Origin of the sequence: Fretibacter rubidus (assembly GCF_041429785.1) — a bacterium.
In the GTDB taxonomy this organism is placed as follows: Bacteria; Pseudomonadota; Alphaproteobacteria; order Caulobacterales; family Maricaulaceae; genus Fretibacter; species Fretibacter rubidus.
Genome location: NZ_CP163423.1, coordinates 1,907,480 through 1,934,282, shown reverse-complemented (window position 1 = coordinate 1,934,282; position 26,803 = coordinate 1,907,480). Strand labels below are relative to the sequence as shown.

General features: G+C 51.2%; 23 protein-coding genes and 1 tRNA gene. 15 read left to right on the top strand and 9 right to left on the bottom strand.

Annotated elements, in window-relative coordinates; genetic code table 11:
* Window positions 1–126: 126 nt before the first annotated feature.
* The 3 genes from AB6B37_RS09020 to AB6B37_RS09010 are packed head-to-tail and all read left to right on the top strand — an operon-like array spanning window position 127 to window position 3,541.
* A complete protein-coding gene (locus AB6B37_RS09020; protein WP_371395439.1) occupies window positions 127–1,254 on the top strand; it encodes a M20/M25/M40 family metallo-hydrolase in 1,128 nt (375 codons plus the stop codon).
* On the top strand, window positions 1,254–2,393 hold the full coding sequence (locus tag AB6B37_RS09015) for a hypothetical protein (RefSeq protein WP_371395437.1): 1,140 nt from the start codon (window positions 1,254–1,256) through the stop codon (window positions 2,391–2,393). Before AB6B37_RS09020 ends, AB6B37_RS09015 begins: the two co-directional genes overlap by 1 nt.
* Window positions 2,394–2,416: 23 nt before the next feature.
* A complete protein-coding gene (locus AB6B37_RS09010; RefSeq protein WP_371395436.1) occupies window positions 2,417–3,541 on the top strand; it encodes a M14-type cytosolic carboxypeptidase in 1,125 nt (374 codons plus the stop codon).
* Between the two features lie 266 nt (window positions 3,542–3,807).
* Here the strand turns inward: AB6B37_RS09010 and AB6B37_RS09005 are convergent, their stop codons facing one another.
* The gene (locus AB6B37_RS09005) at window positions 3,808–5,622 is read right to left on the bottom strand and encodes an aminopeptidase P family protein (protein ID WP_371395435.1); all 1,815 of its coding nucleotides are present in this window, start codon (window positions 5,620–5,622) and stop codon (window positions 3,808–3,810) included.
* 198 nt (window positions 5,623–5,820) lie between these two features.
* On the opposite strand from AB6B37_RS09005, the gene AB6B37_RS09000 reads away from it, so the two are divergent.
* A complete protein-coding gene (locus AB6B37_RS09000; protein WP_371395434.1) occupies window positions 5,821–5,979 on the top strand; it encodes a hypothetical protein in 159 nt (52 codons plus the stop codon).
* 55 nt (window positions 5,980–6,034) lie between these two features.
* Here the strand turns inward: AB6B37_RS09000 and AB6B37_RS08995 are convergent, their stop codons facing one another.
* The 4 genes from AB6B37_RS08995 to AB6B37_RS08980 all read right to left on the bottom strand — a co-directional run bounded on the left by AB6B37_RS08995 (window position 6,035) and on the right by AB6B37_RS08980 (window position 8,820).
* Window positions 6,035–6,622 (bottom strand): hypothetical protein, encoded by a 588-nt coding sequence (locus tag AB6B37_RS08995; protein ID WP_371395432.1) that lies wholly within the window; start codon window positions 6,620–6,622, stop codon window positions 6,035–6,037.
* A 146-nt stretch (window positions 6,623–6,768) separates the two neighbouring features.
* The gene (locus AB6B37_RS08990) at window positions 6,769–6,915 is read right to left on the bottom strand and encodes an entericidin A/B family lipoprotein (RefSeq protein ID WP_371395431.1); all 147 of its coding nucleotides are present in this window, start codon (window positions 6,913–6,915) and stop codon (window positions 6,769–6,771) included.
* 111 nt (window positions 6,916–7,026) lie between these two features.
* Window positions 7,027–8,430 carry a type I glutamate--ammonia ligase gene (glnA, locus tag AB6B37_RS08985; RefSeq protein ID WP_371395430.1) on the bottom strand — a complete coding sequence of 468 codons (1,404 nt, stop codon included), beginning with the start codon at window positions 8,428–8,430 and terminating at the stop codon, window positions 7,027–7,029.
* A 51-nt stretch (window positions 8,431–8,481) separates the two neighbouring features.
* Window positions 8,482–8,820, bottom strand: coding sequence for a P-II family nitrogen regulator (locus AB6B37_RS08980; RefSeq protein ID WP_371395429.1), 339 nt, complete (start codon window positions 8,818–8,820; stop codon window positions 8,482–8,484).
* A gap of 291 nt (window positions 8,821–9,111) precedes the next feature.
* On the opposite strand from AB6B37_RS08980, the gene AB6B37_RS08975 reads away from it, so the two are divergent.
* The 4 genes from AB6B37_RS08975 (at window position 9,112) to AB6B37_RS08960 (ending at window position 13,484) form a co-directional block, all read left to right on the top strand.
* On the top strand, window positions 9,112–11,403 hold the full coding sequence (locus AB6B37_RS08975) for an NADP-dependent malic enzyme (protein WP_371395428.1): 2,292 nt from the start codon (window positions 9,112–9,114) through the stop codon (window positions 11,401–11,403).
* 19 nt (window positions 11,404–11,422) lie between these two features.
* Window positions 11,423–12,802, top strand: coding sequence for an MATE family efflux transporter (locus tag AB6B37_RS08970; protein WP_371395426.1), 1,380 nt, complete (start codon window positions 11,423–11,425; stop codon window positions 12,800–12,802).
* Window positions 12,803–12,877: 75 nt separating this feature from the next.
* Window positions 12,878–12,962 (top strand) — tRNA-Leu (locus AB6B37_RS08965).
* Window positions 12,963–13,052: 90 nt separating this feature from the next.
* On the top strand, window positions 13,053–13,484 hold the full coding sequence (locus tag AB6B37_RS08960; RefSeq protein ID WP_371395425.1) for a CBS domain-containing protein: 432 nt from the start codon (window positions 13,053–13,055) through the stop codon (window positions 13,482–13,484).
* 198 nt (window positions 13,485–13,682) lie between these two features.
* On the opposite strand, the gene AB6B37_RS08955 is transcribed toward AB6B37_RS08960, so the two are convergent.
* Together AB6B37_RS08955 and carB are read right to left on the bottom strand one after the other, a co-directional pair.
* Window positions 13,683–14,210 carry a DUF1993 family protein gene (locus tag AB6B37_RS08955; RefSeq protein ID WP_371395424.1) on the bottom strand — a complete coding sequence of 176 codons (528 nt, stop codon included), beginning with the start codon at window positions 14,208–14,210 and terminating at the stop codon, window positions 13,683–13,685.
* 8 nt (window positions 14,211–14,218) lie between these two features.
* Window positions 14,219–17,500, bottom strand: coding sequence for a carbamoyl-phosphate synthase large subunit (gene carB / locus AB6B37_RS08950; RefSeq protein WP_371395423.1), 3,282 nt, complete (start codon window positions 17,498–17,500; stop codon window positions 14,219–14,221).
* Window positions 17,501–17,806: 306 nt separating this feature from the next.
* Here carB and AB6B37_RS08945 point away from each other — a divergent pair, with 306 nt between their 5' ends.
* The 6 genes from AB6B37_RS08945 (at window position 17,807) to AB6B37_RS08920 (ending at window position 22,640) form a co-directional block, all read left to right on the top strand.
* The gene (locus AB6B37_RS08945; protein ID WP_371395422.1) at window positions 17,807–18,832 is read left to right on the top strand and encodes an LD-carboxypeptidase; all 1,026 of its coding nucleotides are present in this window, start codon (window positions 17,807–17,809) and stop codon (window positions 18,830–18,832) included.
* An 86-nt stretch (window positions 18,833–18,918) separates the two neighbouring features.
* Window positions 18,919–19,776, top strand: coding sequence for a M48 family metallopeptidase (locus AB6B37_RS08940; protein WP_371395421.1), 858 nt, complete (start codon window positions 18,919–18,921; stop codon window positions 19,774–19,776).
* 6 nt (window positions 19,777–19,782) lie between these two features.
* Entirely contained in the window at window positions 19,783–20,811 is a 1,029-nt protein-coding gene (locus AB6B37_RS08935) for an NAD-dependent epimerase/dehydratase family protein (protein WP_371395420.1), read from the top strand.
* Between the two features lie 47 nt (window positions 20,812–20,858).
* Window positions 20,859–21,848 (top strand): hypothetical protein, encoded by a 990-nt coding sequence (locus AB6B37_RS08930; RefSeq protein ID WP_371395419.1) that lies wholly within the window; start codon window positions 20,859–20,861, stop codon window positions 21,846–21,848.
* A gap of 106 nt (window positions 21,849–21,954) precedes the next feature.
* On the top strand, window positions 21,955–22,260 hold the full coding sequence (locus AB6B37_RS08925) for a hypothetical protein (RefSeq protein ID WP_371395417.1): 306 nt from the start codon (window positions 21,955–21,957) through the stop codon (window positions 22,258–22,260).
* Window positions 22,260–22,640: a type II toxin-antitoxin system death-on-curing family toxin gene (locus tag AB6B37_RS08920; protein WP_371395416.1), complete on the top strand. Its 381-nt coding sequence runs from the start codon at window positions 22,260–22,262 to the stop codon at window positions 22,638–22,640. The genes AB6B37_RS08925 and AB6B37_RS08920 overlap by 1 nt, the downstream gene beginning before the upstream one ends.
* Here the strand turns inward: AB6B37_RS08920 and carA are convergent.
* Entirely contained in the window at window positions 22,637–23,806 is a 1,170-nt protein-coding gene (gene carA / locus AB6B37_RS08915; RefSeq protein ID WP_371395415.1) for a glutamine-hydrolyzing carbamoyl-phosphate synthase small subunit, read from the bottom strand. The two genes, AB6B37_RS08920 and carA, sit on opposite strands and share 4 nt — an antisense overlap.
* A 207-nt stretch (window positions 23,807–24,013) precedes the next feature.
* Between carA and AB6B37_RS08910 the strand changes: the two genes are divergently transcribed.
* A complete protein-coding gene (locus AB6B37_RS08910) occupies window positions 24,014–24,487 on the top strand; it encodes a GatB/YqeY domain-containing protein (protein ID WP_371395414.1) in 474 nt (157 codons plus the stop codon).
* A gap of 109 nt (window positions 24,488–24,596) precedes the next feature.
* Here the strand turns inward: AB6B37_RS08910 and AB6B37_RS08905 are convergent, their stop codons facing one another.
* Window positions 24,597–26,759, bottom strand: coding sequence for a TonB-dependent receptor (locus AB6B37_RS08905; protein ID WP_371395413.1), 2,163 nt, complete (start codon window positions 26,757–26,759; stop codon window positions 24,597–24,599).
* Window positions 26,760–26,803: the final 44 nt, after the last annotated feature.

The window sequence follows — 26,803 nt, the reverse complement described above, 5'->3', positions numbered from 1 at the left end:
CCCTAAATTAACGATGCGTTAACTATGCAAAAAATGCCAGATTTTGCAACTTTAATTTTTTGCAACAAAGTGGATTGTGGACATTGCTATGGTTCACGCGGGCGTGTTTTAGCGTATAGTCGCATCATGATAAAGATTTCACAGAATCAAGGCAAAGTTCGCTCATCCGCCGCATGGCTTGCGGATTTGGTGGCTTTTGACAGCCGCAACGGTACAGGCGATGAAGTTGCGCTCGCGCAATACATGCATGACGCACTAAACATGTTTCAGCCAGATACGCTTGTTTTGCGGTCTGTGCCGCGCTTACGCGGGAAATCTGACAGCGCCTATGTTTTCGCAAGCTGGGGCACGCCGCGCATTTTGCTGAATGTACATCTTGATACTGTACCCAGCGGGAAGGGGTGGGACGCTGACCCGCTCGCTTTACGTCAATTGGGTGACAAACTTATTGGTTTGGGTGCGTCAGATATCAAAGGGGCTGCCGCCGCCATTTATGCCGCTCTTGGTACAGTGACACCCAAAGACGTGGCGATATTATTTAGCGGTGACGAGGAACATGGCAGTGAGGTTATGCCGGCCTTTATCCTAAGTGGTGACGGTGCCGCAATCTCTACGGCGATTGTCTGTGAACCCACAGGATGTCGTGTGGGTCGTCGTCACCGCGGTATGTTGGCCCTATCTACGACATTTACAGGGCCGGGCGGTCATTCATCGCTCTCAGATCAAACGGCTGCTCCTTTATTGCAAGCCGCACGTTTGGCGGCGGCCATTGGGGGATATGGTGATGCAAACCGTGATTTTGGCGAGCCACCTTATAAGGGCCTTGCGACAAATATCGGCGATATTGATTGCGACGGCGCCTATAATGTTATTCCGACAACGGCGACGCTAAAATTCTCCTTGCGTCCACCGCCCGGCGATAATGTTGCCGCTCGGGAAAGCGATATTCGCGCCATAGCGTCAGGGCTATATCCTGATCATCCGCTTGATACCATTGTGGCCTTTCCGTCTTTTGCGACCAAAGACCTGTCTGCCTTCGCGCCCTATTTTGGCGATTTTGAACCGCTCGATTTACCCTATTGGACCGAAGCCGCAATGCTATCTGATGCAGGCGTGAACGCGGTTGTGTACGGACCGGGTGATGTCGACCAAGCGCATAAACCTAATGAATTTGTGACCCAAACCCAGCTTGATACCGCCCAAGTCGTCTATGCACGCGCCTTATCTGGTGATTTTCTCTCAAGGTCCGACTAATGCCCAATGGTGTGCGCAATACGGTTATCCAAAGCCTGTCTGCCGTCGGGGCCACGGCGGAGGCCCAATTTTACGCGGAAGTTTTTGCCAGCCAAGACCCTGAACGCTTTGCGCTGATTGTGCTTGATCCGCGTTGCCTTAAAAACCCATTGCTAGAGGCGCTCGTCAGTAATCTACGCATATTGGCGGACTTGCGTTTAACGCCTGTTCTGCTTGTTGGGGCACTGGATGATGATCATACGAGTGTGAAATTTCAGAGCCAGCGCCTGACCAAAGCACTTGGCGGGGTAGGTGTAAAAGCGGCCAAACGCAATACGGCGAGTTACGGGCTGGTCGATGAATTGCGCAAATTATGTCGCGCGAACCGGATGCCCGTACTGGAAATGTCTGACGCCAACGCCAAATTTAATTTGCAAACTTTGGTCAGCGAGCTTGACCCGGCCAAAACGATATTTTTACAGCCCTCTGGTGGGCTGACCCGCAACGGTGAACGTATCGCGGTTCTGAATATAGATGCGATTGAGCAGACATTAAAAGCGCAGGAATTGACAGTTGGGCAGCGCCTATTCTTAAAGCATGTGCAAACCTTGGATGCTGATAAAACCAATAAGCGGGTTTACGTTATTGCCTCGCCGTTGAACCTTCTGGCTGAATTGTTTACGACCAAAGGCTCTGGCACATTATTGCGGCGTTCTGTGAAGATAAAACGAGTCAAAAGCCTAAATGCGTTAAATGAGGCGAAGCTGCGGGCCTCTGTTAATGACGCTTTTGGCAAACCGTTGCGTGATGATTTCATGAGCACAGCGTTAATGGCAGGCGTGGTTGAGGTGGATTACCGCGGTGGGGCGCTATTCACTAGCCTTGCGGGCATGACTTATTTGTCCAAGTTTTGGGTGTCGAAAGAAGCGCGGGGCGAAGGTATCGCGCGCGATTTATGGGACGCGGCAACAGAGGTAGTGCCTGATTTTTTCTGGCGGTCACGTATGGAAAACCCGTTTAATGATTGGTATATGCGCGCCTGTGACGGTATGCAGATTAGCGGCGATTGGCGGGTGTTTTGGAAAGGGCTTAGCGCCCCAGAAATTCCAACAGCGATTATTGCAGCGGCCAGCTCACCCGATGACTTTAAATCTGAATAATTATAAATAATAAGGGTTTACCCATGACAGCTATTTCAATCACGTCCGCTTTTGATGGCGGCAATATACAGGTGCTTGATGCGTCTGACCCCACTCATATCCGCTTGAATATACGTCCCGATAATGCCTCTGATTTTTATCAGTGGTTTTATTTTCGGGTCACTGGCGGACGCGATACCGATATGACCATGGTGATTGAAAATGCCAAAGACGCGGCCTTTACAGGCGGTTGGAAAGATTACCAAGCCTGCGCCAGCTATGACCGCGAGACCTGGTTTCGCGTGGATACGGATTATGTTGATGATCAACTTGTGATCAAACACGCGCCAGAGGTCGATAGTGTATATTATGCCTATTGGGCCCCCTATAGCATGGAACGTCACGCCGATTTAATCGCCGAATGTGGGACGCATCCCGATGTGTCTGTTGATGTTTTGGGGTTAACTGTACAGGGGCAAACACTGGACCGTATTATAGTCGGGACAGGGCCGCAGACAATTTGGATTACAGCGCGACAGCATCCCGGTGAAACCATGGCTGAATGGTGGGCGGAAGGGTTTCTTGCACGCCTTTTGGATGATGATGACCCTGTGTCGCGTGTGCTGCGCGCGAAAGCGACCTTTCATATCGTGCCTAATATGAACCCTGACGGATCGAAGAACGGTAATCTTCGGACAAATGAGGCTGGGGCTAATTTGAACCGGGAGTGGGGTGTGGCGACCATTCAAAGTTCGCCAGAGGTTTACTACGTCACTGAGGCCATGAATGCTGACCGCCCGAAAATGGTGCTGGATGTGCATGGGGATGAGGCTCTGCCGTATAATTTTATCGCAGGGGCTGAAGGCATACCGGGCTATACCGATAAGCAAGCGCGGGATTTGGCCGCCTTTATGAATGCCTATGAGATGATATCGCCAGATTTTCAGACGATGCACGGCTACCCGCTCTCCAAACCTGGCACTGGGAATATGACGTTTTGTACCAATTGGACGGCAAAGGCCTATGATTGTCTGTCAATGACCCTTGAAATGCCGTTTAAAGACAATGCTGATCTGCCTGATGAGGATTATGGGTGGTCACCAGAGCGCGCCGCGCGATTGGGTGCGGCCTCACTGGATGCGATGCTTGCTGTTGTTGACGATCTATAGGCCCAAAAGTAAGGGGTCGTGTTCATGCAAGACCCGCCCATGTCTTTTAAACAGTAAGGGGTCGTGTTCATGCAAGACCCGCCCATGTCTTTTAAACAGTAAGGGGTCGTGTTCATGCAAGACCCGCCCCCATTTCTAAAAAGTAAGGGGTCGTGTTCATGCACGACCCCTTGGTTTTGCACGTTCACGCCCCATGTTCCGTGCCATACGGTCATAGGGGACGTAGAGTTTTTATTCTGTGACGCGCGTCACGTTAGGACGAAAGTTTACGCCAGTGGTTGGCATGAAGCCTCTAACCAAGACAGAACATCTCCATCAACGCGGTCTTTCAGGCTGTCCCAAACGCTCGCATGGTAGTCATCGATATAACGGTGTTCAGCGGCGGATAACATGTCCGTTTTAATCAGCGCCCTATGCAGCGGGGCGAGTGTAAGGGTCTTGAAACCCATCATCGGTCGCTCTCCACCCTCTATATCTGTGGGCGCGTGGACATATTGTAGGTTTTCAATACGGATACCGTAACCGTCGGTTTTATAATAACCGGGTTCATTGGACACGATCATACCGGGTTTTAACGCAACCGAATTGGGGGCTTTTGATATGCGTTGCGGTCCTTCATGAACACCAAGGAACGCGCCGACACCGTGACCTGTGCCGTGATCATAATCCAGACCCTTGGCCCAAAGCGCCATACGGGCCAGCGCGTCAAGATTGCTGCCGGTTGTGCCTTTTGGGAAGCGTACAGTCGCAAGTGCGATGTGGCCTTTCAGGACAAGGGTAAAACGCTCCGCCATTTCATCTGTGGGCGTGCCAATCGGCACAGTGCGGGTGACATCCGTCGTGCCGTCAACATATTGACCGCCGCTATCAACAAGGAATAACGACCCAGGACTTAACTTTTTTGTTGTCGCTTCTGACACGCGGTAATGCACAATGGCGCCGTTACTGCCTGCGCCTGATATGGTTTCAAAGCTTAAGTCTTTTAACACGCCCGTGGCTGCGCGCGCGCGCTCAAGTTCTGTCGCCGCGTCTATTTCATCAACATGGCCTGATTGCGCCGTGGTATCTAGCCAGTACAGAAATTCCACTAGCGCTGCACCGTCGCGCTTATGGGCCTCGGTCGTCCCTGCGATCTCAGCGCTGTTCTTACACGCCTTGGGCAAGGCGACGGGGTCTTGCGCAGATAGCACTTTGGCACCCGCGGACTCTAATGTGGCGACATACCAATTGGAACTGACATTCGGGTCAACCAGGACAGTTTGACCCGTCATATCAGACAGAGCTGCGGCCAGCGCGTCTTCTTCATATAGGCTGACTTGATTGCCTAAATGAACCCTCACAGGGTCTGACAGCTTTGCGGGATTGATAAACAGATCGACCCGTCCGTCAGATTTGATAATGGCCGTAGACAAGGGCAGGGGCGTGCATTGCACATCGCCGCCACGAATATTCAAAAGCCACGCGATAGACGCAGGCGCCGTGATAACGGCGGCATCTGCGCCCTTGTCTTTAATATCAGCCGCAATACGCGTGCGCTTGGATGGGTGGTCTTCGCCGGCCAAATCTAGGGGTTGAATAACCACGGGCGTGACGGGTGGGGCGGGACGGTCAGCCCACGCCGTGTCAATCGGGTTGCTGTCTTGCGCCACTAATGCGCCGCCCGCTTTTTCAACAGCTTTGCGGAGTTTGTTCAGCGCGCTGGTCGCGTGGAGTTTCGGGTCATAGCCGATTTTTTGACCCGCGCTTACAGTCTCGAGCAGCCAGTTGACAACGCCGTTATCCTCTAACCGTTTATAGTCAAACATATCGGCATCGACTTGCGCTGCCAGTTGTATGGTGTAGCGCCCGTCGACAAAAACGGCGGCTTTATCCGCCATCACAACGGCGGCACCTGCGGATCCTGTGAAGCCGCTGACCCACATTAGCCGTTCATTGCAATCGGGCAGATATTCATTTTGATACTCATCTTCATGGGGCACCAAAAATCCGTCTAGTCCCCGCGCGGAAAGTTCAGCGCGCAATTTAGGCAAATTGCGCTGCCCAAAATCTGGCCCGCCTTGGACTAAAAAATTCTGAAACATGGTCTCTCCTATGGGCGAATACGGCCCCCATTGCTTAGAGCGGATAGCGGCAAAAGTTAAGCCTTTCTTACGAGCTATGCTTATTTGCATAGCTCTATCGGCGAGCCTGGTGGTTCCGTATTTTGAAAAAATATCTAAATAGCGGCCTCAAGAGACACGCCCTTGCTGGGGCCATTCGAGATTTACAAAGGAGTTATCATGACTAATAATTTTAATAGCACAGAATTCGTTTCACTAGAGACACGTAAGTTTACACCAGCGTTCGAAGGCGCACAATCACGCCGCGAAACACAGCCCCTTAGCCTTATGGCACGCCGCAACATGCGCCGCGACCGCCGGGCAAATCGCGCGATCTAGACGCTGCTACATTAATGCGAAACGGCCTGTCCAATTGGATGGGCCGTTTTTGTATTTAGTTATCGGATTTCAAAATCAGGCGGCATATGGGCAGTCTGTCTTTTAGCTTGGCTGTTGATAACAAATGCAGCCCAATAACGTGGCGCGTATGACCTTCCGCCAACAAAAGTGCCTTTGGATAGGCCTTTACTGGCTGAGGTGTCCAATCCTCACGCGCCAGATGGGCATCCCTATTGTCTAAGACGATAATCGGGGACGGAAAACTGCCGCTCCGTTTCATAAAGCTGACCAACCAGGCCGCATCATTGCGCCACGGGCGAGTTGGCGGTGCGCTCTGGTCACCACATAGAAACCGCCCTGTTTCATGGGCGATAGGCCCGCCCCCCTCAGTAAAGCCAAACACACGACTCAGCACGTTGGGTAATTTGGCCGCTGGCATCTCCTCCATGACAAAATCATAACGCCGGGACTGTATCCACGAAAAAGGCGACGAACCCCAATGTTCATAAAGCCAGTCTTTCGCGATAATGTCCGGCACATTCGGAAAATGAGGCTTGACCGTTGGCCACCAAACATCAAAAGGCGTTTTTTTGTCATGCGTTTTTGACATGATCGGGGAAAGAGGGGGCGGATAGCTGTCCATATGATTGTCTAACCCAAGATTGATAGCGCGCCAATGGTTTTGCTTGGATGAGTGAGGCGTAAAAAAACCGCCCTATTATTGAAACAGGGCGGCATCATGATGCTCACAAGGGGAGAGAGATAACATCACAATTAAGAGGTTATAGCTTAGTCGTTGCGCGTGATTTCTTCAGCTTTGTCACCTGCACGCTCTAGGTCTTTGCCGACACCTTCGACAGTATGGCAGGCTGATGTTGCAAGCGCTGCTAATGTGACAACAGCAATGGATACGTTTTTTATAATCATTTTTGACATGTTTTTCTCCTATCTATGCTGAGTAAACGAAAGAGAACGCGCAAAGTTCCATTACCCCATAAAAAAACCGGAGCGCGTGGCCCCGGTTTCTTAGAGTATAGGAGCCTTAATCTAGGCTTTGTAGTACAGATCGAACTCGACAGGGTGAGGGTGCATGCCGACGCGGTGCACATCTTCCATCTTCATCTCGATATAGGCATCGATCTGATCATCATCAAACACACCGCCAGAGGTCAGGAAGCTACGGTCACCATCAAGGTTTTCAAGCGCTTCGCGAAGGCTACCTGCGACTTGCGGAATGGCTGCGGCTTCTGCTGGGGGAAGGTCGTATAGATCTTTATCCATGGCGTCGCCCGGATCAATTTTGTTCTTAATCCCGTCAAGGCCAGCCATAAGCAGCGCAGAATAAGCCAGATACGGGTTTGCCATTGGGTCTGGGAAGCGGACTTCAAGGCGTTTACCATTCGGGGACGCTGTCCACGGAATACGCACAGAGGCGGAGCGGTTACGCGCAGAATAAGCCAGCATAACGGGCGCTTCGAACCCAGGAACCAGACGCTTATAGCTATTGGTCGACGGGTTAGTGAAGGCGTTTAGCGCTTTGGCGTGTTTGATGACGCCGCCGATGTAATAAAGGCAGTTCTTTGACAGACCTGCATATTCATTGCCCGCGAATGTTGGCTTGCCGTCTTTCCAGATAGACATGTGAACATGCATACCAGAGCCGTTGTCATTATGGACAGGCTTTGGCATAAATGTCGCTGTTTTGCCGTAGGCATCGGCGACATTATGCACGATGTATTTGTAAAGCTGCATATTGTCGCCCATTTCTAGGAGTGGGGCGAATTTCATGCCAAGCTCGTGCTGTGATGGGGCCACTTCGTGGTGATGCTTTTCAGGGCGTAGGCCTAGCTCTTCCATAACAGAGAGCATTTCAGAACGCATATCTTGTTCATGGTCAATCGGCGGGACAGGGAAGTAACCCCCCTTTGGACCTGGACGGTGTCCTTTGTTGCCGCCTTCGACGTGGGCGCCAGAATTATAAGGACCCTCAAGAGAGTTGAACTCAAATCCTGTTTTATTCTGACTTGTGTCCCAACGGACATCATCAAAGACAAAGAACTCAGCTTCGGGGCCGAAATAAACTTGGTCACCGACTTTTTGCGCTTCCATGTAGGTTTGCGCTTTCTTGGCCGTCGTCCTGGGATCGCGGTTATAGGCTTCGCCTGTGTCTGGTTCTAGAATGTCACAGAAAATCGCGAGCGTGTCTTGCTGGTAAAACGGGTCCATCTTTGCGGTTGATGCGTCTGGCATCAATACCATGTCGGATTCGTTAATCGCTTTCCAACCCTCGATAGAGGAGCCGTCAAACATAGTGCCATCGGCAAAAAGGTCTTCGTCAACCATGTCGGCGTGGAATGTGACGTGTTGTAATTTACCCTTTGGGTCTGTGAAGCGAAGATCGACGAATTTGATATTCTCGTCCTTCATATGTTTCATAATTTTTTCTGACATGGTTATACCTTTCCCTAGTATTGTCTTTTGGTACTTTTGTTATTGTCGTAATTAAAGCGCGGCGTCGCCAGCTTCACCTGTGCGGATACGAATGGCTTGCTCTACATTGGAGACGAAGATTTTACCGTCACCAATTTTGCCAGTTTTCGCGGCTGTTTGAATGGCGTCAAGCGCGGCTTCGACTTGGTCATCGGCGACGACCAATTCCAATTTTAACTTAGGCAGGAAATCGACGACGTATTCCGCACCGCGGTAAAGCTCTGTATGACCTTTTTGGCGCCCAAAACCTTTGGCTTCAACAACAGTCATGCCTTGAAGGCCGACTTCTTGTAACGCCTCTTTGACTTCATCGAGTTTGAAGGGTTTGATAATAGCTTCGATTTTTTTCATGGCACTCTCCTGCGTGTTAGGCCGACTCATGCGGGAAATCTTGCACCCCCGCGTTGATGTATCTCTAGTCTACGGGCTTGAGGAGTCGACTGCCGTCACAGCTTTCAGCGTGGAGTCACCCTAAAGCCTGAAAAAACGCACTTTTTTTATTCATTGCGCTAGGCCCACGATTAAAATTAGTGCAAAGATGTCGCGGGTCCACTCAGCAATAGTCATAAGAACAGGCTATGTTAGGGCTATGAAGGCGGGGGCAAAACGGTCTATACACGCCGCAAATCACAGGAGGCTGTCGTGGCAAAATTAGAAGTTCGCCCCCCAAAGAAAACATTTATCACAGATCAGCAGGCGCTGGACTTTCACTCGCATCCGACACCAGGTAAATTGGCGTTACTGCCAACAAAGCCGATGGCGACGCAGCGGGATTTGTCTTTGGCTTATTCACCGGGTGTTGCGGTGCCCGTAGAGGCGATCGCGGCTAATCCAGACACAGTTTACGACTATACATCCAAAGGGAATATGGTCGCTGTCATTTCAAACGGCACCGCCATTCTTGGTTTGGGTAATTTAGGGGCTATGGCGTCAAAACCCGTGATGGAAGGAAAGTCCGTCCTGTTCAAACGTTTTGCCGATATCGACAGTTTTGATATTGAGGTCGAAGAAGAAGACGCCGAAAAATTCATCGAATGTGTCAAACGCTTTGGCAATACATTTGGCGGCATTAACCTCGAGGATATTGGTTCGCCAGAGTGCTTTATTATCGAGCAGGAATTGCGTGAGCTTCTGGATATTCCTGTTTTTCACGATGACCAACATGGCACAGCGATTATTGCGACGGCTGGCCTTATCAATGCGGCCCATCTGACAGGCCGTAAATTTGAAGATATGAAAGTCGTCTTATCTGGCGCGGGGGCCGCTGGTCTGTCTGTGTTGGGACTTATTAAAAGCCTAGGTGTGAAGAACGAAAACTGTCTTGTACTGGATAGTAAAGGCGTCGTGTATCAAGGCCGCAAAGAATATATGGACCAATGGAAAGCGCCGCATGCAGTGGATACACCGCTTCGCACTTTGGACGAAGCGATGAAGGGGGCGGATGTGTTTCTCGGCCTATCCGTTGCGGGTATCGTGACGCAAGACATGATAATGTCGATGAACAAAAATCCTATCATCTTTGCAATGGCAAACCCCGATCCAGAGATCACACCTGAAGAGATTAAAGAGGTGCGTGATGACGCCATTATCGCCACAGGTCGCTCGGATTATCCCAATCAAGTCAACAATGTGCTCGGTTTTCCTTATATCTTCCGCGGCGCTTTGGATGTGCGGGCGCGCAATGTTAACGAGGAAATGAAGCTTGCTTGTGCGCGCGCTTTGGCTGATTTGGCGCGTCAAGATGTACCCGAAGAAGTGGCCGCCGCCTATCACGGAAAACGCCCGAAATACGGCCCAGAATATATCATTCCAGCGCCCTTTGATCCGCGCTTGATTTCTGAAATTCCGCCTTATGTTGCGCAAGCGGCGATGGATACAGGCGTGGCTCGTAAACCCATTGAAGATATGGACGAATACCGGCAGTCACTCGCCCGTCGTCAAGATCCTACGGCGTCAATCCTGCAAGGCATTTCTGAATCGGTCAACCAAGATCCCAAGACCATTATTTTTGCCGAGGGCGAAGAGCCAGCCGTAATTCGCGCGGCCCAAGCCTTCCAGCAACGCGGTCTGGGTAAAGCCATTTTAATTGGTCGCGAAGAACCGATTAAAAACAACATGCAATTGCTGGGTGTTGAAAACCCAGAGAGCCTGACCATTTTGAACGCACGTCTCTTTGATCGTAACGCTGAATTTGTTGAATATCTGTATGGCCGTTTGCAGCGCAAAGGGTTCCTGCGCCGTGACGCGCAGCGGTTAGTCAACAATGACCGTAACGTCTTTAGCGCGCTGATGCTGCATCACGGCCTGGCGGACGGCATGGTGACGGGTGTCACCCGCAGCTATGACGTGGCCCTGCGCGATGTGCGCATGGTGCTGTCCCATACCAAAGAAGACCGCACGATGGGTGTGTCAGTTGTTGTCAATAAACAGCACACATTGTTTATCGCTGATACCAATATCACAGAGCTGCCAACGGCCACAGATTTGGCCGATATTGCCGAAACGACTGCAGAGTTCGCGCGGCAATTTGGGTTCGAGCCGCGTGTGGCGCTCTTGTCTTATTCAACATTTGGTAATCCCAAAGGTGAACGGATGGAAAAAGTTCGCGCCGCTGTGAAACTGCTCGACGAGCGCGAGGTCGATTTTGAATATGAAGGCGATATTGCCGCCGACGTTGCCCTCGACCCGATGCATAGTTTGACTTATCCATTTTCTCGACTATCTGGTGCAGCGAATGTGCTCGTCATGCCTGCCATTCACTCGGCTAGTATTTCGACTAAGTTGTTAAAATCCACAGGCAATTCGACTGTACTTGGACCGTTTCTAACAGGGCTGGACAAGCCTGTTCAGATTTGCTCGTTGGGGGCAACAGCGTCAGAAATTACGCAAATGGCAACGCTCGCAGCTTTTGCGCCGTCCCATCGTCGTAACTAGACCCGATCAAAGATAGGTTTTGGCCGCGCCCAAAAACACAAATGTCTTAGAAGGCTCCATCACCCGCCATGTTTTGCGGATGTTGGGGCCGTTTTCTATTGCCATTATTGCGCTGATTTCAACAGGTATCGTTGATACAATTTATCTTGGGCGATTAACGGACCCCGCGCGGCCTAATTTGGCCATTATGGCCTTAGCCGCCCTTGGCTTTGCCTTCCCGCTAACGTTTATCGGTAATAGCGCCAATATTGGTCTAGGGGCTGGGACGATGTCGGCGGTTTCGCGTGCGCTTGGCGAAGACGACCCTGAAAGAGCAGGGCGTCACGGCGCAGCGGCAATTTTCCTTGCGCTTTTTGTGATGAGCATACTGGTCGCTATGATGCTATTGGCGGCCCCCTATATCTTGCCAATTTCAGGGGCGAGCGGTGAGGTGGCGTCGATGGCTATGGGCTATCTCTTAATCTCTATGCCAGGGCTAATCATCGTATCTGTTGCCTCTATGAGTAATAATATCCTGCGCGCGCATGGTGAGGCGGCACTGCCCAGTGCGATTATGATTTCGGCCGCAATCATTAACATCATCTTGGATCCATTTTTGATATTTGGCTGGTGGATTTTTCCGCGTATGGAAGTCCAAGGTGCGGCTTTGGCGACCTTAATCGGTAACTGTTTTGGGGCGTTATTTGGGCTTTATATTGTCCTTATCCACCGCAAGGCGATATCGTTTTTGGGGATGACCATGAAGTCTATGCGCCGCGCTTGGGGCATTATCGGACAGGTTGGTTTGCCCGCAGCAGGCACGAATATCATTGTGCCCGTGGCGACGTTTGCCGCTGTAGCTATCATCGGTAATGTTCTGACCGAAGCTGATGTTGCGGCCTTTACGGTCGCCAGCCGTGCTGAGCTTTTATCCGTCGGTATTCTTTATGCCTTATCGGCTTGTATCGGGGCGATTACGGGCCGTAACGGCGGTGCTGGCAAGACCGAACGCGTGAGCGAAGCCTTCCGCGTCTGTTATTTGATTTGCGTGATATGGGGAACATTTATGGCGGCGATATTGGCTGTTTTTGCGCATCAGGTCGCGGGAATATTCACCAATGACGCACTGCTCATTGAAAAGATTATTCCGTATTTCTATATCGTGCCCATCACAATCTTCGGCTACGGCTTTGTGTTCGTTAGCGCGGCGGGACTAAACGCCCTTGGGCGTCCTGTTTACGGATTGGTTTACACCATCATCCGCTCCCTTATTTTATATATTGGGCTTATCTTTATCGGCGTTATGACAGCGGGATTAACGGGGGCTTTTGTCGGCGTCGCGGCAGCCAATATAATATCGGGTATCATCGCTATAACGTGGACGTTAAGGCGCGCGCCGATGGATGCGAAAAAAAGCTAGTTCACTGTCATAATCGGGTTGACGCGCGGGGCATTACGCCCCATATCGCCTCCACCAATGTTGAAGAGTACACGTGCGGGTGTGGCGGAATTGGTAGACGCGCCAGATTTAGGTTCTGGTATCGCAAGATGTGAAGGTTCAAGTCCTTTCACCCGTACCACTTCCAACGCAAAACAAGCGTTGTGAACTTTTACTACCCCCTTAGACTGTTTCATAATAATGTGATATGCTCTCCCCAAGGGAGAAGATTATGAGCGTAAAACAACTATTGGAAAATAAAAGCGGCGAAATTTTTAGCGTGCCAAAGACCGCAAAGCTCCGCGAGGCCATTGCGGTACTCAATGCCCAAAATATTGGCGTGGTTTTAATTACCGATAGCGCGGGCAAACTGGCTGGGATTTTGTCTGAACGCGATATTATCCGCCGATCACTGCTTCAAGAAACAGGCTTTCGCGACGAATGTGTCGAAAAATCCATGACCACAAATGTTTTAACTGTGACCTCCACCGCCAGTGTTGACGATGTTATGGAAGTCATGACTAATTCCCGCATTCGCCACGTACCTGTGATGGATGGCGACGATATTAAGGGCCTCATTTCAATCGGCGATGTCGTCAAACGTAAAATCGCTGACGCCGAGCATGAAGCCGCCGCTATGCGTGATTATATTACCACCGGTTAAAGCCGGCGGACCTATTTGCCGTAAATGATTTGCGATAAAATAACGAGTGTAATGAACATGATGCTCTCCTTGTTAGTAACAAGGAAACAGTAGCGCGCGGGTAATTTGGGTAAATTCAAACCGCACCATATACGGTTATCAGTCATCAAATGCACAGCCCTTGGGCGCAGATTATACCGTTTTGCGCAATTAATCACCTTAGCCTAGCGCAGAGGGCCCACCGAAAAAGTCGAGCTTGCCCAAGGGCACCCCGTTGTGGCGCAAGATGTTGTAAACCGTGGTGATGTGGAAATAGACATTGGGGATGGTAAAGCCGCTGCTATAGGAAATCCCTGTAAAGCTGCGCTCGACGGGGCCCATTTTGACGTTAAATTCCACCGCTTCCCGACCATCAATCTGTTCACGCGTAACGCTGCTGATGTCGCTGCGTGTTCGCTCAATCAGCGCGTAAAGGTCATCAAAGCTGGCGTTGTCTTGGTCATCATAGACAGGCGGCGTTGTCCCCGCCAAGCGAAACGGACAGGCTTTGGCAATGGATGTTGCGACCTGGACTTGGCCGACTAAGCCCAGCATATCGGGCGCCAGCCTTGCCGTGAGGAATACGGACGGGTCAATGCCGCGGTCTTCGGCGTTTGTCTGGCCCATACGCAATATATGTTCCAGATTATCCATCATGCGGATAAGGCCGGGCACAGAGGCGTTATAAAGCGATAAGGTGGCGGTCATATTATGTCCTAGCTCTTGGCGTAGCTTTGAAGGCTCATGACGTCATAGCCGTGAACGCGTAGGTCTTTAATGGCTTCCACACTGGCGCGCGCAGCGGCGGCCGTGGTGAAATACGGTACTTTTTGCGTGAGGGCTGCACGGCGCAGAGAGAAGCTATCCTTAAGGGATTGTTTGCCCGATGTCGTATTAAACATCAGAGCAATTTCACCGTTTTTGATCTCATCAACAATGTTTGGGCGGCCTTCATGGGCTTTCTTGACATATTCAATCTCTAAGCCTTGCTCGCGTAGATATTTCGTCGTGCCGCCGGTCGCAATAATCGTAAAACCCATATCAATCAACTGCTTAGACAGGTCTGCCATTAACGGTTTATGCTCGTCCCGTACAGAAATAAAGACCTTGCCAGTATCAGGTAGCACCACACCGCCGCCGAGTTGTGACTTGGCAAAGGCGGTGCCAAAGCTAGAGGCTAGACCCATAACTTCGCCCGTAGAGCGCATCTCAGGGCCAAGGACTGTGTCCACACCCGGGAAGCGCGCAAAGGGGAACACCGCTTCTTTGACGGCGATGTGTTTTTGCTTGCCGTAATCCAGATCAAATTCAGATAGCTTATGACCCGCCATAACTTTGGCCGCGATATTAGCCACGGGCAAGCCAATGGCCTTGGCCACAAAGGGCACAGTGCGAGACGCACGTGGATTGACCTCTATGAGGTAAACGACGTCGTCTTTAACGGCGAATTGGATGTTCATCAGTCCCACAACACCTAGCTCAAGCGCGAGCAATGTGGCTTGCCGTTTAAGTTCGGTTTGTATGTCCTCAGACAGCGTATAGGGCGGCAGAGAACAGGCGCTATCACCACTATGCACGCCTGCTTCTTCGATGTGTTCCATGATGCCCGCGACAAACACCTCGTGTCCGTCGCAAATCGCGTCCACATCTACCTCAATCGCATTACGCAGATATTGGTCAATGAGTAGCGGTGATTTACCAGAGACTTTAACGGCTTCATTCACGTAACGACGCAGGTCTGGCGTATCTTCGACAATCTCCATACCACGACCACCCAGCACGTTAGACGGGCGAAGCACAACGGGATAACCAACCTTAATGGCGGCGTCTTCACACTCTTGGGCCGTACGAGCGATGGCATTGTTGGGCTGCTTTAAACCGAGTTTATCGACCAAAGCTTTGAACCGTTCACGGTCTTCGGCGCGGTCGAGCGCGTCGCGCATCGTCCCAAGCAGGGGAATGCCGTTGGCTTCCAGCGCCTCGGCCAGTTTAAGCGGGGTTTGGCCGCCGAATTGGACGATTACGCCAAGGAGTTCACCGCTTTTGCGCTCCGTCTCGATTAATTCCAGCACATCCTCTTCAGTTAGCGGCTCAAAATATAGCCGGTCAGAGGTATCATAATCGGTCGACACTGTCTCTGGATTACAATTGACCATGATGGACTCAATATTAATGTCACCCAGCGCAAAGGCGGCGTGGCAGCAGCAATAATCAAATTCAATGCCTTGGCCGATACGGTTAGGGCCGCCGCCAAGGATGATGACTTTCTTGCGGTCTGACACCCGGGCTTCGCAATCGACTTCGCCGCCAAAAGAGGGCATTTCATAGGTGGAATACATATAGGGCGTTTTGGCTTTGAATTCGGCGGCGCAAGTATCAACGCGCTTATAAACAGGACGCACGCCTTCTTCGCGGCGTTCTTTACGCACGATATGTTCATGCACGCCCGCCAATTCAGCGATACGCGCATCGGAAAACCCTTCGGATTTCAGCGCGCGCCAGTCAGCGGCGTTTTTGGGCAAGCCGTTATCGCGAATATGCGCTTCTGCTTTCACCAGCGCTTCAATCTGGCGCAGGAACCACGGGTCGATTTGGGTGTATTGGAAGACTTTCTCAACTGTGAAGCCTTGGCGGAAAGCTTGCGCGATAACCAGTAAACGGTCAGGCGCAAGGATAGACAAGCGCGCTTTCATGGCATTTTTAAGCTCGTCCTCGTTCATTTCTCCGCTGGGGTCGATGATAATCTCGTTCATCCCCGTCAGGTCAGTCTCGAGTGAGCGTAGCGCCTTTTGCAAGCTCTCGGTAAAGGTCCGCCCAATGGCCATAGCCTCGCCCACAGAGCGCATGGCGGTTGTCAATACAGGCTCTGCGCCTGGGAATTTTTCAAAAGCGAAACGCGGAATTTTCGTGACGACATAATCAATGGTCGGCTCAAAGGCGGCAGGTGTTGCGCCCGTGATATCATTGTCTAGCTCGTCCAGCGTGTAACCAACAGCCAGTTTGGCGGCGATTTTGGCAATTGGAAAGCCTGTTGCTTTTGACGCCAGCGCCGAGCTACGCGATACGCGTGGGTTCATTTCAATGACGACCATGCGCCCGTCTTTGGGGTTTAAGCCAAATTGTACGTTCGATCCGCCCGTCTCCACACCAATTTCGCGTAGCACAGCGATAGAGGCATCGCGCATAATCTGGTATTCTTTATCGGTCAGCGTCAGGGCAGGGGCAACGGTGATACTGTCACCTGTATGCACGCCCATCGGGTCGATGTTTTCAATAGCGCAGATGATGATGCAATTATCATCTTTGTCGCGCACGACTTCCATTTCGTATTCTTTCCATCCCAAAAGGCTCTCATCGACCAGCACTTGATTGGTCGGCGATGCCATCAGGCCGCTGCGGATAATCTCTTCATATTCCTCGATATTATAAGCCACTCCGCCGCCTGTGCCGCCGAGCGTGAAGGCCGGACGGATAATTGCGGGCAGACCTGTGAAATCTAGAGCCTTCATGGCCTCAGCAACACCTGCCGCAATATCGCCGTCAGGGGCCGTAACAATTGTTGCCTTGGGGTTTTCAAGGCCGATTTTCGTCATGGCTTCTGCAAAACGTTCGCGGTTTTCGGCCTTATCAATGACGTCCGCCTTCGCGCCAATCATCTCTACGCCGTATTTCTCCAACACGCCCATTTCTTCTAGGGCCAAAGCCGTATTCAGTGCCGTTTGCCCGCCCATAGTCGGCAGCAGGGCATCGGGGCGTTCTTTAGCAATCACCATTTCCACCATTTCGGGCGTAATCGGTTCAATATAGGTTGCGTCCGCCATGCCGGGGTCGGTCATGATTGTGGCAGGGTTCGAATTGATCAAAATGACGCGGTAACCTTCGTCCTTCAACGCCTTACAGGCCTGCACACCAGAGTAGTCAAACTCGCACGCTTGGCCAATAATGATGGGGCCCGCCCCAATAATCAGGATTGATTTAATATCCGTACGCTTACCCATAATATCACCTGTCTTTTTTGCCCGGGCCTAAAAAAGCGGCAGCAAGAATCCCGCCGCAAAAGCAAATTGTCCCCTCCTAGAGATTTGAGCGCGTTGATACAAGCCTGACGCGCGGTGAATTTAGATTTTTATGAAAATAAAATCGATTTTTAAGCTCACTCTGTTTGTAGGCTTGGCAGGCTGCATCCGCTCGCACTATCACCGTGTTGGCCTAGGCTCTGGACAGGCACGTGTTTTGGACTTACCTATTTTACAGGGTAAAAGCTTTACGGGAGGAGTGATGCAATGACATTATCGCGAAGACATATGATGACCGGCGCGGCAGCACTCGGCCTTTCTTCCAGCTTTGGCATGCAGGCTGCATCGCATCAACTTGGCTCTGGCCCGGCAATTGTTAAGCCTCCGCGCCTTAACTTAGGCGATACGGTAGGTTTGATTTCTCCAGCGAGCCTTAACGTTGATTCCTACGATTACGACATGGCGGATGAAGTTGTTGAAGCCCTCGGATTGGTGCCAAAGCGCGGCAAAAATGTTGGTCGTGATTTTGGTTATTTTTCGGCCCCCGATAAGGACCGTGCAGCCGATGTAAACGCTATGTTTGCCGATAAATCTGTCAAAGGCATATTTGCAATACGCGGTGGCTGGGGCTGCGCGCGTATATTGCCCTATCTTGACTATGATATGATTGCAAAAAACCCCAAACCGCTCATCGGTTACAGCGATATAACGGCGCTGCACATGGCCTTACATGCAAAAACGGGGCTGGTAAGTTTTCATGGACCCAATGCGACAGCTGCGTGGGGACAGGCCAGTGTGGATTCATTCAAGCCGCTACTCTTTGACGGCGCACAACCAACATATAGCAATCCAGAAGCCAATGAGGATCGCCTCGTGCAGCGCAAATGGCGCACGCGCATATTAACAGGGGGGACGGCTTCGGGTCGTCTTATGGGCGGCAATCTTACCGTTCTAACAGCAATGGTTGGCACGCCCTATATGCCGAATATGGACGGTGCAATTTTGTTCATTGAAGATGTAGGGGAAGCTGAATACCGCATTGACCGCATGCTAACTCAACTGGGCCAAGCGGGTCATTTAAAGGGCCTCAAGGGTGTGATTTTTGGTCAATGCACAAAGTGTACAACATCAGGCGGTAGCGGTTTCACGCTGACTGAGGTCCTAAAACAACATATTGTGCCTTTGGGTGTGCCAGCCTTCCAAGGGGCATTTTTTGGTCACATGTCCGACCAATATACGATTCCTTTTGGCACACGTGCGATTATGGATGCCGATGCGGGAACACTGCGTATGCTAGAGCCGTCGGTGACTTAAGGCCTATAGGAATCTTAGCAATCTGTGCTAGAAAAGTTCCCAAGCGAGGGCACGCGGTAAAGACAAACGCAGATGAGGCGAGCTAAATGAGAATGTCACGCAATAATTACGGACGACGTCGCGGCGGATTTCGCTGGCAGATTATGTTGGTCTTCGCGGTAGGTGCCTTTGGCTATTACATGATGAACCAAGAAACTGTGCCGATTACAGGACGTAAGCAATTGCGAACTATGAAACCAGCGCAAGAAGTACAACTTGGCTTGCAAAGCTATCAACAAATCCTTGCCGATAGTCAGGTTTTAACAAGCGGCCCGGTTGTTGATGCGACTAAGTCTATTGGTGTGCGCTTGGCCCGTGAAGCCGAAAAGATGATTATGGAAGAAACAGGCAAAGAAACCGGGTTTGATTGGCAGTTCAATGTTATTGAAAGTAATCAAGCCAATGCCTTTGCTCTGCCTGGGGGCTATACGGCCATATATACGGGGCTAATTCCTATTGCAGAAAATGAAGACGGCCTTGCCGTTGTCATGGGACACGAAATTGGTCACGCACTGGCCCATCACGGGGCCGAACGTATGGCCCAACAAAATATGCAGCGCATTATTGGCGCAGGTGTCGCTATGGGGGCCGGCGGTATGGATATGGGCGCACAAAAAGCGGTCATGGGTGTCTTTGGCGGTATTTCCCAATACGGCTTTGCGCTACCCTTTTCGCGTAAGCATGAGTCAGAGGCTGACGAGATTGGCTTATATCTTGTCGCGCGCGCCTGTTACGATCCGCGCGAAGCTCCGAAATTGTGGGAACGCATGGGGGCGAATGCGGGCCAAACCCCACCTGAATTTCAATCGACACACCCTTCACCATCTACGCGGGTCGCCGATTTTCAGCGTTTGATGCCAAAGGCTATTGAGATTTACAATCAAAATTGCACGCGAAAGATATAGCGGCTTATGGCTGACACTGTTCTTGTTACCGGTATCTCTGGATATATAGCGTCTCATGTCGCGCGAAAATTGCTCGACCTTGGGTATAATGTACGCGGCACAGTGCGGAATAAAGCCAAAGGCCAGCGTATCGTAGAGGCCTTAGAAGCAGACGGCGCGGATATCACAAAGCTAGACCTTATTGAGGCAGATTTGGGATCTGATGCTGGCTGGGCGGAGGCTGTCAAAGATTGCCGCTACATCCAACACATCGCCTCACCGTTCCCGATGGAAGCCCCAAGCGACCGCGAGGCCTTAGTTCCCGAAGCACGGGCCGGGGCGCAGCGTGTGTTAGAGCATGGCCTTAGCGCAGGTGTTGACCGCGTCGTCATGACGTCATCAATGGTGGCGATGATGGGAAAGCCAGGTCGCGGCAGTGAGATGATTGTCAGAGAAGGGGATTGGTCGGATCCCGATTGGAAACCACTAACGGCCTATCCTGTGTCAAAGACCCGCGCCGAACAATCGGCTTGGGCCTATGTTCGCGCTCAGAAAATGGACGCTAAACTAACGACCGTGTGTCCGGGGTTGGTACTTGGCCCTGATCCTTATAATAACGGCGGGGCGTCACTCGCCTTAATCAAAGCCATGTTTGAAGGTGAATTTCCACGTGTTCCCAAAATCGCCTATCCGATTGTTGATGTGCGGGATTGCGCCGCCATTCACGTCAAAGCCATGACAGCAACAGGGGCCAAGGGTCGGCGGTTGATGGCGGCGGCGAATACGCTTTGGTTCAAGGAAGTGGCTCAAACCCTTCGCCAAGCCTATCCAGACGCGAAAAAGCTGCCCAAAGGCGAATTTCCGAATGTCATGGTACGCCTAGTCGGATTATTTGATGACCGCGTGAAGGGTGTCATCCCGGATCTTGGTGTCTTTCACATCGCCGATGCCGATTACGTGACAAACCTGACCCAAGTTCTCCCGCGGCCTGCCCGAGAGGCTGTACGGGCAAGTGCGGAAAGCTTAATGCTAAACGGCACGGTTAATCTGGATTAACCACGCCTTTTAAGGGCACTCTAAGTTTATTGCCGTAGAACGGCAGTATGACAGATATTGCAAAATTGCTGGGAAGTCGTGAGGGTGAGCGCGAGTTTGAACGCGCGATGGCGGGCAATATTCGCGCGGGTAATTTCGGCCCCATATGCGATTATATTCTCAAGGCGCTGAGCCATTATGGGTCTCCATTTGCGACTTTGTGCAAAGCAACCACCTCCAATACGGTTACGCTGTCGGGGTGGGAGATTATCTGGAAAGACATTGTCAAATATAGCGGTCAAAGCCAAAAGTGTACCGCGCTTGGGATTGACCTGACAGGGCATTATGACGGCCCTGAACCGGGCTTCGAGATTTCATATTACAACCAGTCAGAATTCACGACTGTTGGTCGCGACGCTTTGCTGGCTGAATGTGAAAGTTACGGCACATTTTGGCAGGGTGGTTTTATGGACTGTGGATGGGGGTTAGATGTTGCTGGCCTCGCGCCGCTTTATGCAATGATACGCGCGACTGATGTCAGCCATCATTACTACGGCAAGGGTGATGCGGGCCCTGATTTTATCGGCTTTACACTCGCCCAGTGGTATCTATACGCAATTGTTCATGAGGTGATAGCGCGCGATATTAGGCGGCTAGGTTTACCCGCAGCTATGCCCGTCATCATTAGCGAGCATGATTTCGGTCCGTGGATTGGCAATGTCATCATGTGCGAGACGATTGCAAACCATGGCCTAACGTCGCAAGGGATTGCTGCCATTGAACGTGCATCCAATATTGCCGCCCGTAGCGAGGTGACAGAGAAGAACATTGCGGAGTTTACAGAACAGCGCAATCTTATCCGTAGTTGGGGTCGGTTCGGTCATAATAAGGGGCAAAAAACTTATATTCGTTTTTGCGAGAGCGCCTTTAATATGAAAATGGTCTGTACAGACCTCGCTAAGTCGCCTGTGCCGTGGAAGCAATCTGACGGTAATTACACTCGCTTTCTTGAGCAATATCGCGCTATGCGGGCAGCAAGATATAAGCAGGCAAGCTAGACTTACACGATAACTCTCGTGATCGAATTGTGTGGCGCAACTGCATCTTCTTCTATCTTGAAATTTCTTGATGTTTCTGCTACGGCCATCTCATAGGAGAAAACTCATGAAAACGCCTCGGTATCCAGAGCCCCAAGACAGCGCAAAGAAAAGCCAATCATCCGTGCGTGAGACGGGTGAGGGATTTGACGTGCCCCGTAAAAAGTTTGCGACACAGATGGACGCAGAACTACTTGCGCAACTCCGTCGTTACGCCAAATCCGAAGGCCGTCAAATTCAGGCTGTGTTAGAGGATGCGGTAAGGGCTCATCTGGATGACAAGCAAGGGTATCAAATGCGCGCAGATGTGCGTGAAGCTATGGAGCAGAGCCTAGGACAATTTGATGAGCTTTATCAGCGCCTCGCACAATAATGTCTGTCACATTGACCATTGATGACGTGCTGGCGTTTCATGCCGTTCAACTTGCACGCTACGGCGGCGCGCCAGGTGTGCGCGATATGGGGCTTGTCGAAGCGGCCCTATATCGCCCCCAAACAGGCTATTACAAAGATATACTCGAAGAAGCCGCTGCGCTTTGGGAAAGTTTTTTGATGAACCATCCTTTTGTGGACGGCAATAAACGCACGGCTTTTATGGTGACTGATGTGTATTTGCGAGTAAACGGCATCAGCATAACGGCTGGCTCAAAACAGACGGGCGATTTTCTCTACGGCCTGTTTGATACAGGTGAGGTGACATTTAAAAACCTCGATGCGTGGCTGCGTAATAATACGCGTGTCACACCTCGTTAAAGTGCGCTAGCGAAACGTTCGAACAGATAGAAGCTATCTTGCGGGCCGGGGCTGGCTTCCGGGTGGTGTTGGACAGAAAAAACGGGTTTACCCTTCAGGCGGATGCCGCAATTGGTGCCGTCAAACAAGCTAACATGTGTTTCTTCAACATCATCTGGTAGGCTGTTTCTATCGACGGCAAATCCGTGGTTCATCGATACAATCTCGACTTTGTTGGTTGTGTGGTCTTTCACAGGATGGTTCGCGCCGTGGTGGCCTTGATCCATTTTCACCGTTTTACCGCCGAGGGCCGTGGCGAGCATTTGGTGTCCCAAGCAAATCCCCAAAATTGGCATATCGGCTGCGATTAGCGCCTTGATTACGGGCACGGCATATTCACCTGTTGCTGCGGGGTCCCCCGGGCCATTAGATAGCACCACGCCGTCAGCTTTAAGCGCGAGGATATCATCCGCGCTGGCTGTACCCGGTACAACAGTGACAGACAGGCCATTAGAGACAAGGTTACGCAAAATATTGCGTTTGACACCGTAATCAATCAACACGACTTTCTTGAGCCCGTCTTTATCAGTATATCCTTCGGGCCAAACCCAGCGGGCTTCACGCCAATCGAAGTTTTTATCTGTCATATTTTCAATCGCTAAGTCAGCGCCGATAAGGCCGTTCCAGCTGCGCGCTTTCTCGATCAGGGAAGGGACATCAAATACACCGTCGGGTGCATGCGCAATGACGCCATTTGGCATGCCGTTGTCGCGAATGTAAGCGGTCAGGGCACGCGTATCGATGCCCGACAGACCTATGATTTTTCGGGTCTCTAACCAGCCGTGCAAATGCCCAGTCGAGCGCCAGTTTGACGGCTCTGTGACGGGCGCGCGAAAGATGGCCCCGCGTGCGGCAGTCTCTGCGGCTGTGGTCGACGCCTCTTCGTCCTCATCATTGGTGCCGGTGTTACCGACATGGGGAAAGGTGAAACAGATGATTTGCGCGGCATAGGACGGGTCAGTCAATATTTCTTGGTAGCCTGTCATGGCGGTGTTAAAACACACCTCGCCAACGGCGTCCCCGATAAGGCCACAGCCATGCCCATAAAAAACAGCCCCGTCCGATAGAACGAGGATACCAGTTGCGCCCTTTGGCGTTTTATATGTCGATGTATTTTCGTCTTGCATTTTTGCGCTCTCACCTTAAAAGCGCCGCCTTTGAACCAAAGCGGTCGTGTTACGCCGTTTTAGTCAGGGACAAACCAGACGCAAGAGGTAATCTTAGTCCATATGCTAATTGCATGGACAATTTTACGTAATGTGGTTACATTTAAACAGATAACGACAGTCGTGGGGCGACTGTTTTCGTCTTTAAACACAGTAGGGATAGCTGTAATGGGACAAAGCATGGCCTTAAGAGATCAAATTTCGAGTCACACAAAACTCGCTATGAAAAGCAAAGACAAAGTGCGTTTATCGACGCTACGTCTAGTCAGTGCGGCTATAAAAGACCGCGATATTGCGGCACGATCTGAGGATCGTTGCGGCGGTATTGATGACGGAGAAATCCTAAGCTTGCTGGCGAAAATGCTAAAGCAGCGCGAGGAAAGCGCCAAAACCTACGAAGATAATGGCCGTCCTGAACTGGCTGCGCGCGAGCATGAGGAAATGGATATCATCCGTGAATTTATGCCGACGCCTCTATCGGACGCAGAAGTTCAGGATATCATCAAAGAGATTGTCGATACATCTGGTGCCACATGCCTAAAAGATATGGGCAAGATTATGGGTGTTTTGAAAACCGATTACGCGGGGCGAATCGATATGGGTAAAGCCGGCAAGGTCGTCAAAGCGCATTTGTGTAGCTAGCGACTTATTTATCTGCGCTAAGGTGCCTATAAAACTATAACGTAAAATCTTGAAAATTCATTATTCCGTACAGCCCAATAGGCCGTACGGAATTTTTGTCGTTACAGCCCTAGAAAGATGCCCGTACAGAGACACGCACGTTGCGGCCCGGCAGCGGGGCGAGGTCTTTTAAGAACGATGTATGCTGGCGCGCATCAACGTCAAAGATATTTAGCACTGATAGGCTAAGTTTCACACCTTGGGCTGACGGCACAGACCATGTCGCAAAGGCATTGGTCAATGTGTAACTATCCGTGCCTGTCTCAAACTCTGCAACATCTTTTTGCGACGCAGAATGATCAACCTCGGCACGCAGTGACAGATTATCTGACACAGCCTCAATACCGCCTAACACAGATAAAGGCGGGATGCGGGGTAGGTTGCCCGTTGACGTTTTCGCACGGACATATTCGCCCAAGGCGTCGGCTTTGACCGTAAATCCGTTCCATTCACCAATGTCGATACCGCCTTGTAATTCAAATCCGCGGAAGGTCGCGTCAGCGGCCGTGAATTGGAATACAGGCAAGCCGTCTTCCTCTGCACCCGTTTCGGCCTCAAATATATAGTCATCATAATCTGTGTAGAATAGATTAGCTGTGATGAAATGGCCGTCTTCGCGGTGGCGAATGGCAGCTTCAAACCCCGTGGCAACTTCTTTGCCAAGGTTTGGGTCGCCAAGTTCAAATTGCTCTGTCGCGAGGTGAGGGCCGTTGGAAAACAATTCCTCTGTAGACGGGGCGCGCTCTGTTCTGAAAACACTACCGCCGACACGTAAGGCATCGGTTAGATGGTAATCACCACCAGCAGACAGGCTAAACAAATTAAAGGTCTGCTCGTCATTGGTTGTTGTGCTTTCTTGACGTGTGCTTTCATAACGCGCGGCCCCTTCGAGGTGAAGGTCGCCAACTTCTTTTTGATGGAAGGTATAAAGGCCAATTTGGCGTGTTTCAGTTGGGGGCACAAAGGCTTCTTCGCCAATGGCCGCAAAATCACGCACGCGAAGCTGTGCGCCGTAAGCCGCTTTCCACCCATTGTTTTCGCGCTGAATAAGCTCTGATCGAAGCTCATATCCCTCATTGGTAAAGACTGTGCCGACAACGCCGGGGCCTTCAAATTCAGTATGGGTATAATCTGCATAGCCACCAAAAATTTGTAGCGCTTCGAACATACCTGACAGGGCGATGCTACCGTTCATATCAACACGGGTTTGGTCAAGGCCGATGGTGACGTCTTCCTCACCCTCTTCTTCATCCTCATGCCCGTGTTCGTCATCGTGGTCTTCATCCTCGTCGTGATCTTCGTCATGATCTTCTTCGCCGTGCTCATGGCCGTGGCCTGGTACCCCGTAATCAGCACTGAAATCATGCACTGCAAAACCGATGAAGCCCCAATCACCGACATAGGACAGACCGCCTGTAACGGAATGGCTTTTGGTTTGTGAATTGGGAAGTGTGCCAAAGGCTTCCTCTTCATCCTCATGCTCGTGTTCGTCATCGTGGTCGTCATCATGATCATCGTCGTGGTCATCATCATGCTCGGCGGCCTCTTCGGCGCGAAGTCGCGCGCTTTCGGCGAAACCGGGAATGTCATAGTTTTCAGATTCTTTAAATGTACCGTCCAGATGCAGCACGAAATTCGATCCCAAAGCGGTATCAAATGATGCAGCCGTTTCAAATCCATTATCGACACTGCTGGCGCCAACGCGGATAGAGGCATCCGCAATGCCGTCCGGCAAGCTATTGGGGATACGGCCGTCCATGACATTGACAACACCGCCCGCCCCAGAAGAGCCGTAACGCAGCAAAGCTGCGCCGCGCAGCACTTCGATACGCTCAGCTTGGGCCGGTTCCACAGCAACGGCGTGGTCTGGAGACGCGGATGAGGCATCAATAGACCCGATGCCATTGGTCAGGACACGCACGCGGTCCCCACCTTGGCCGCGCAAGATTGGGCGAGATGCCCCCGCGCCAAAGAAGGTCGATGATATTCCAGGCTCAGATTTTAAGGTCTCGCCAATGGTACTTGCCAGACGATCTGAGAGTTCGTCGCCTGACAGGATAGAAACGCCAGTAATGGCTTCGTCAACTGACCGTGCCAGTGGGGAGCCCGTGACGATGATTTCGTCCATGAATTCGGTATTATCTTGGGCAAAAGCAGGATTGGAAAAAGCGAAAGCAGATACAGATAGCAATAAAGATGCCGCAGCAGCGCGGGCTTGGAATGACTTTGTCATGGTAAACTCTAATTTTATAAGCAGGCATAAAGACCCAGTAGAAA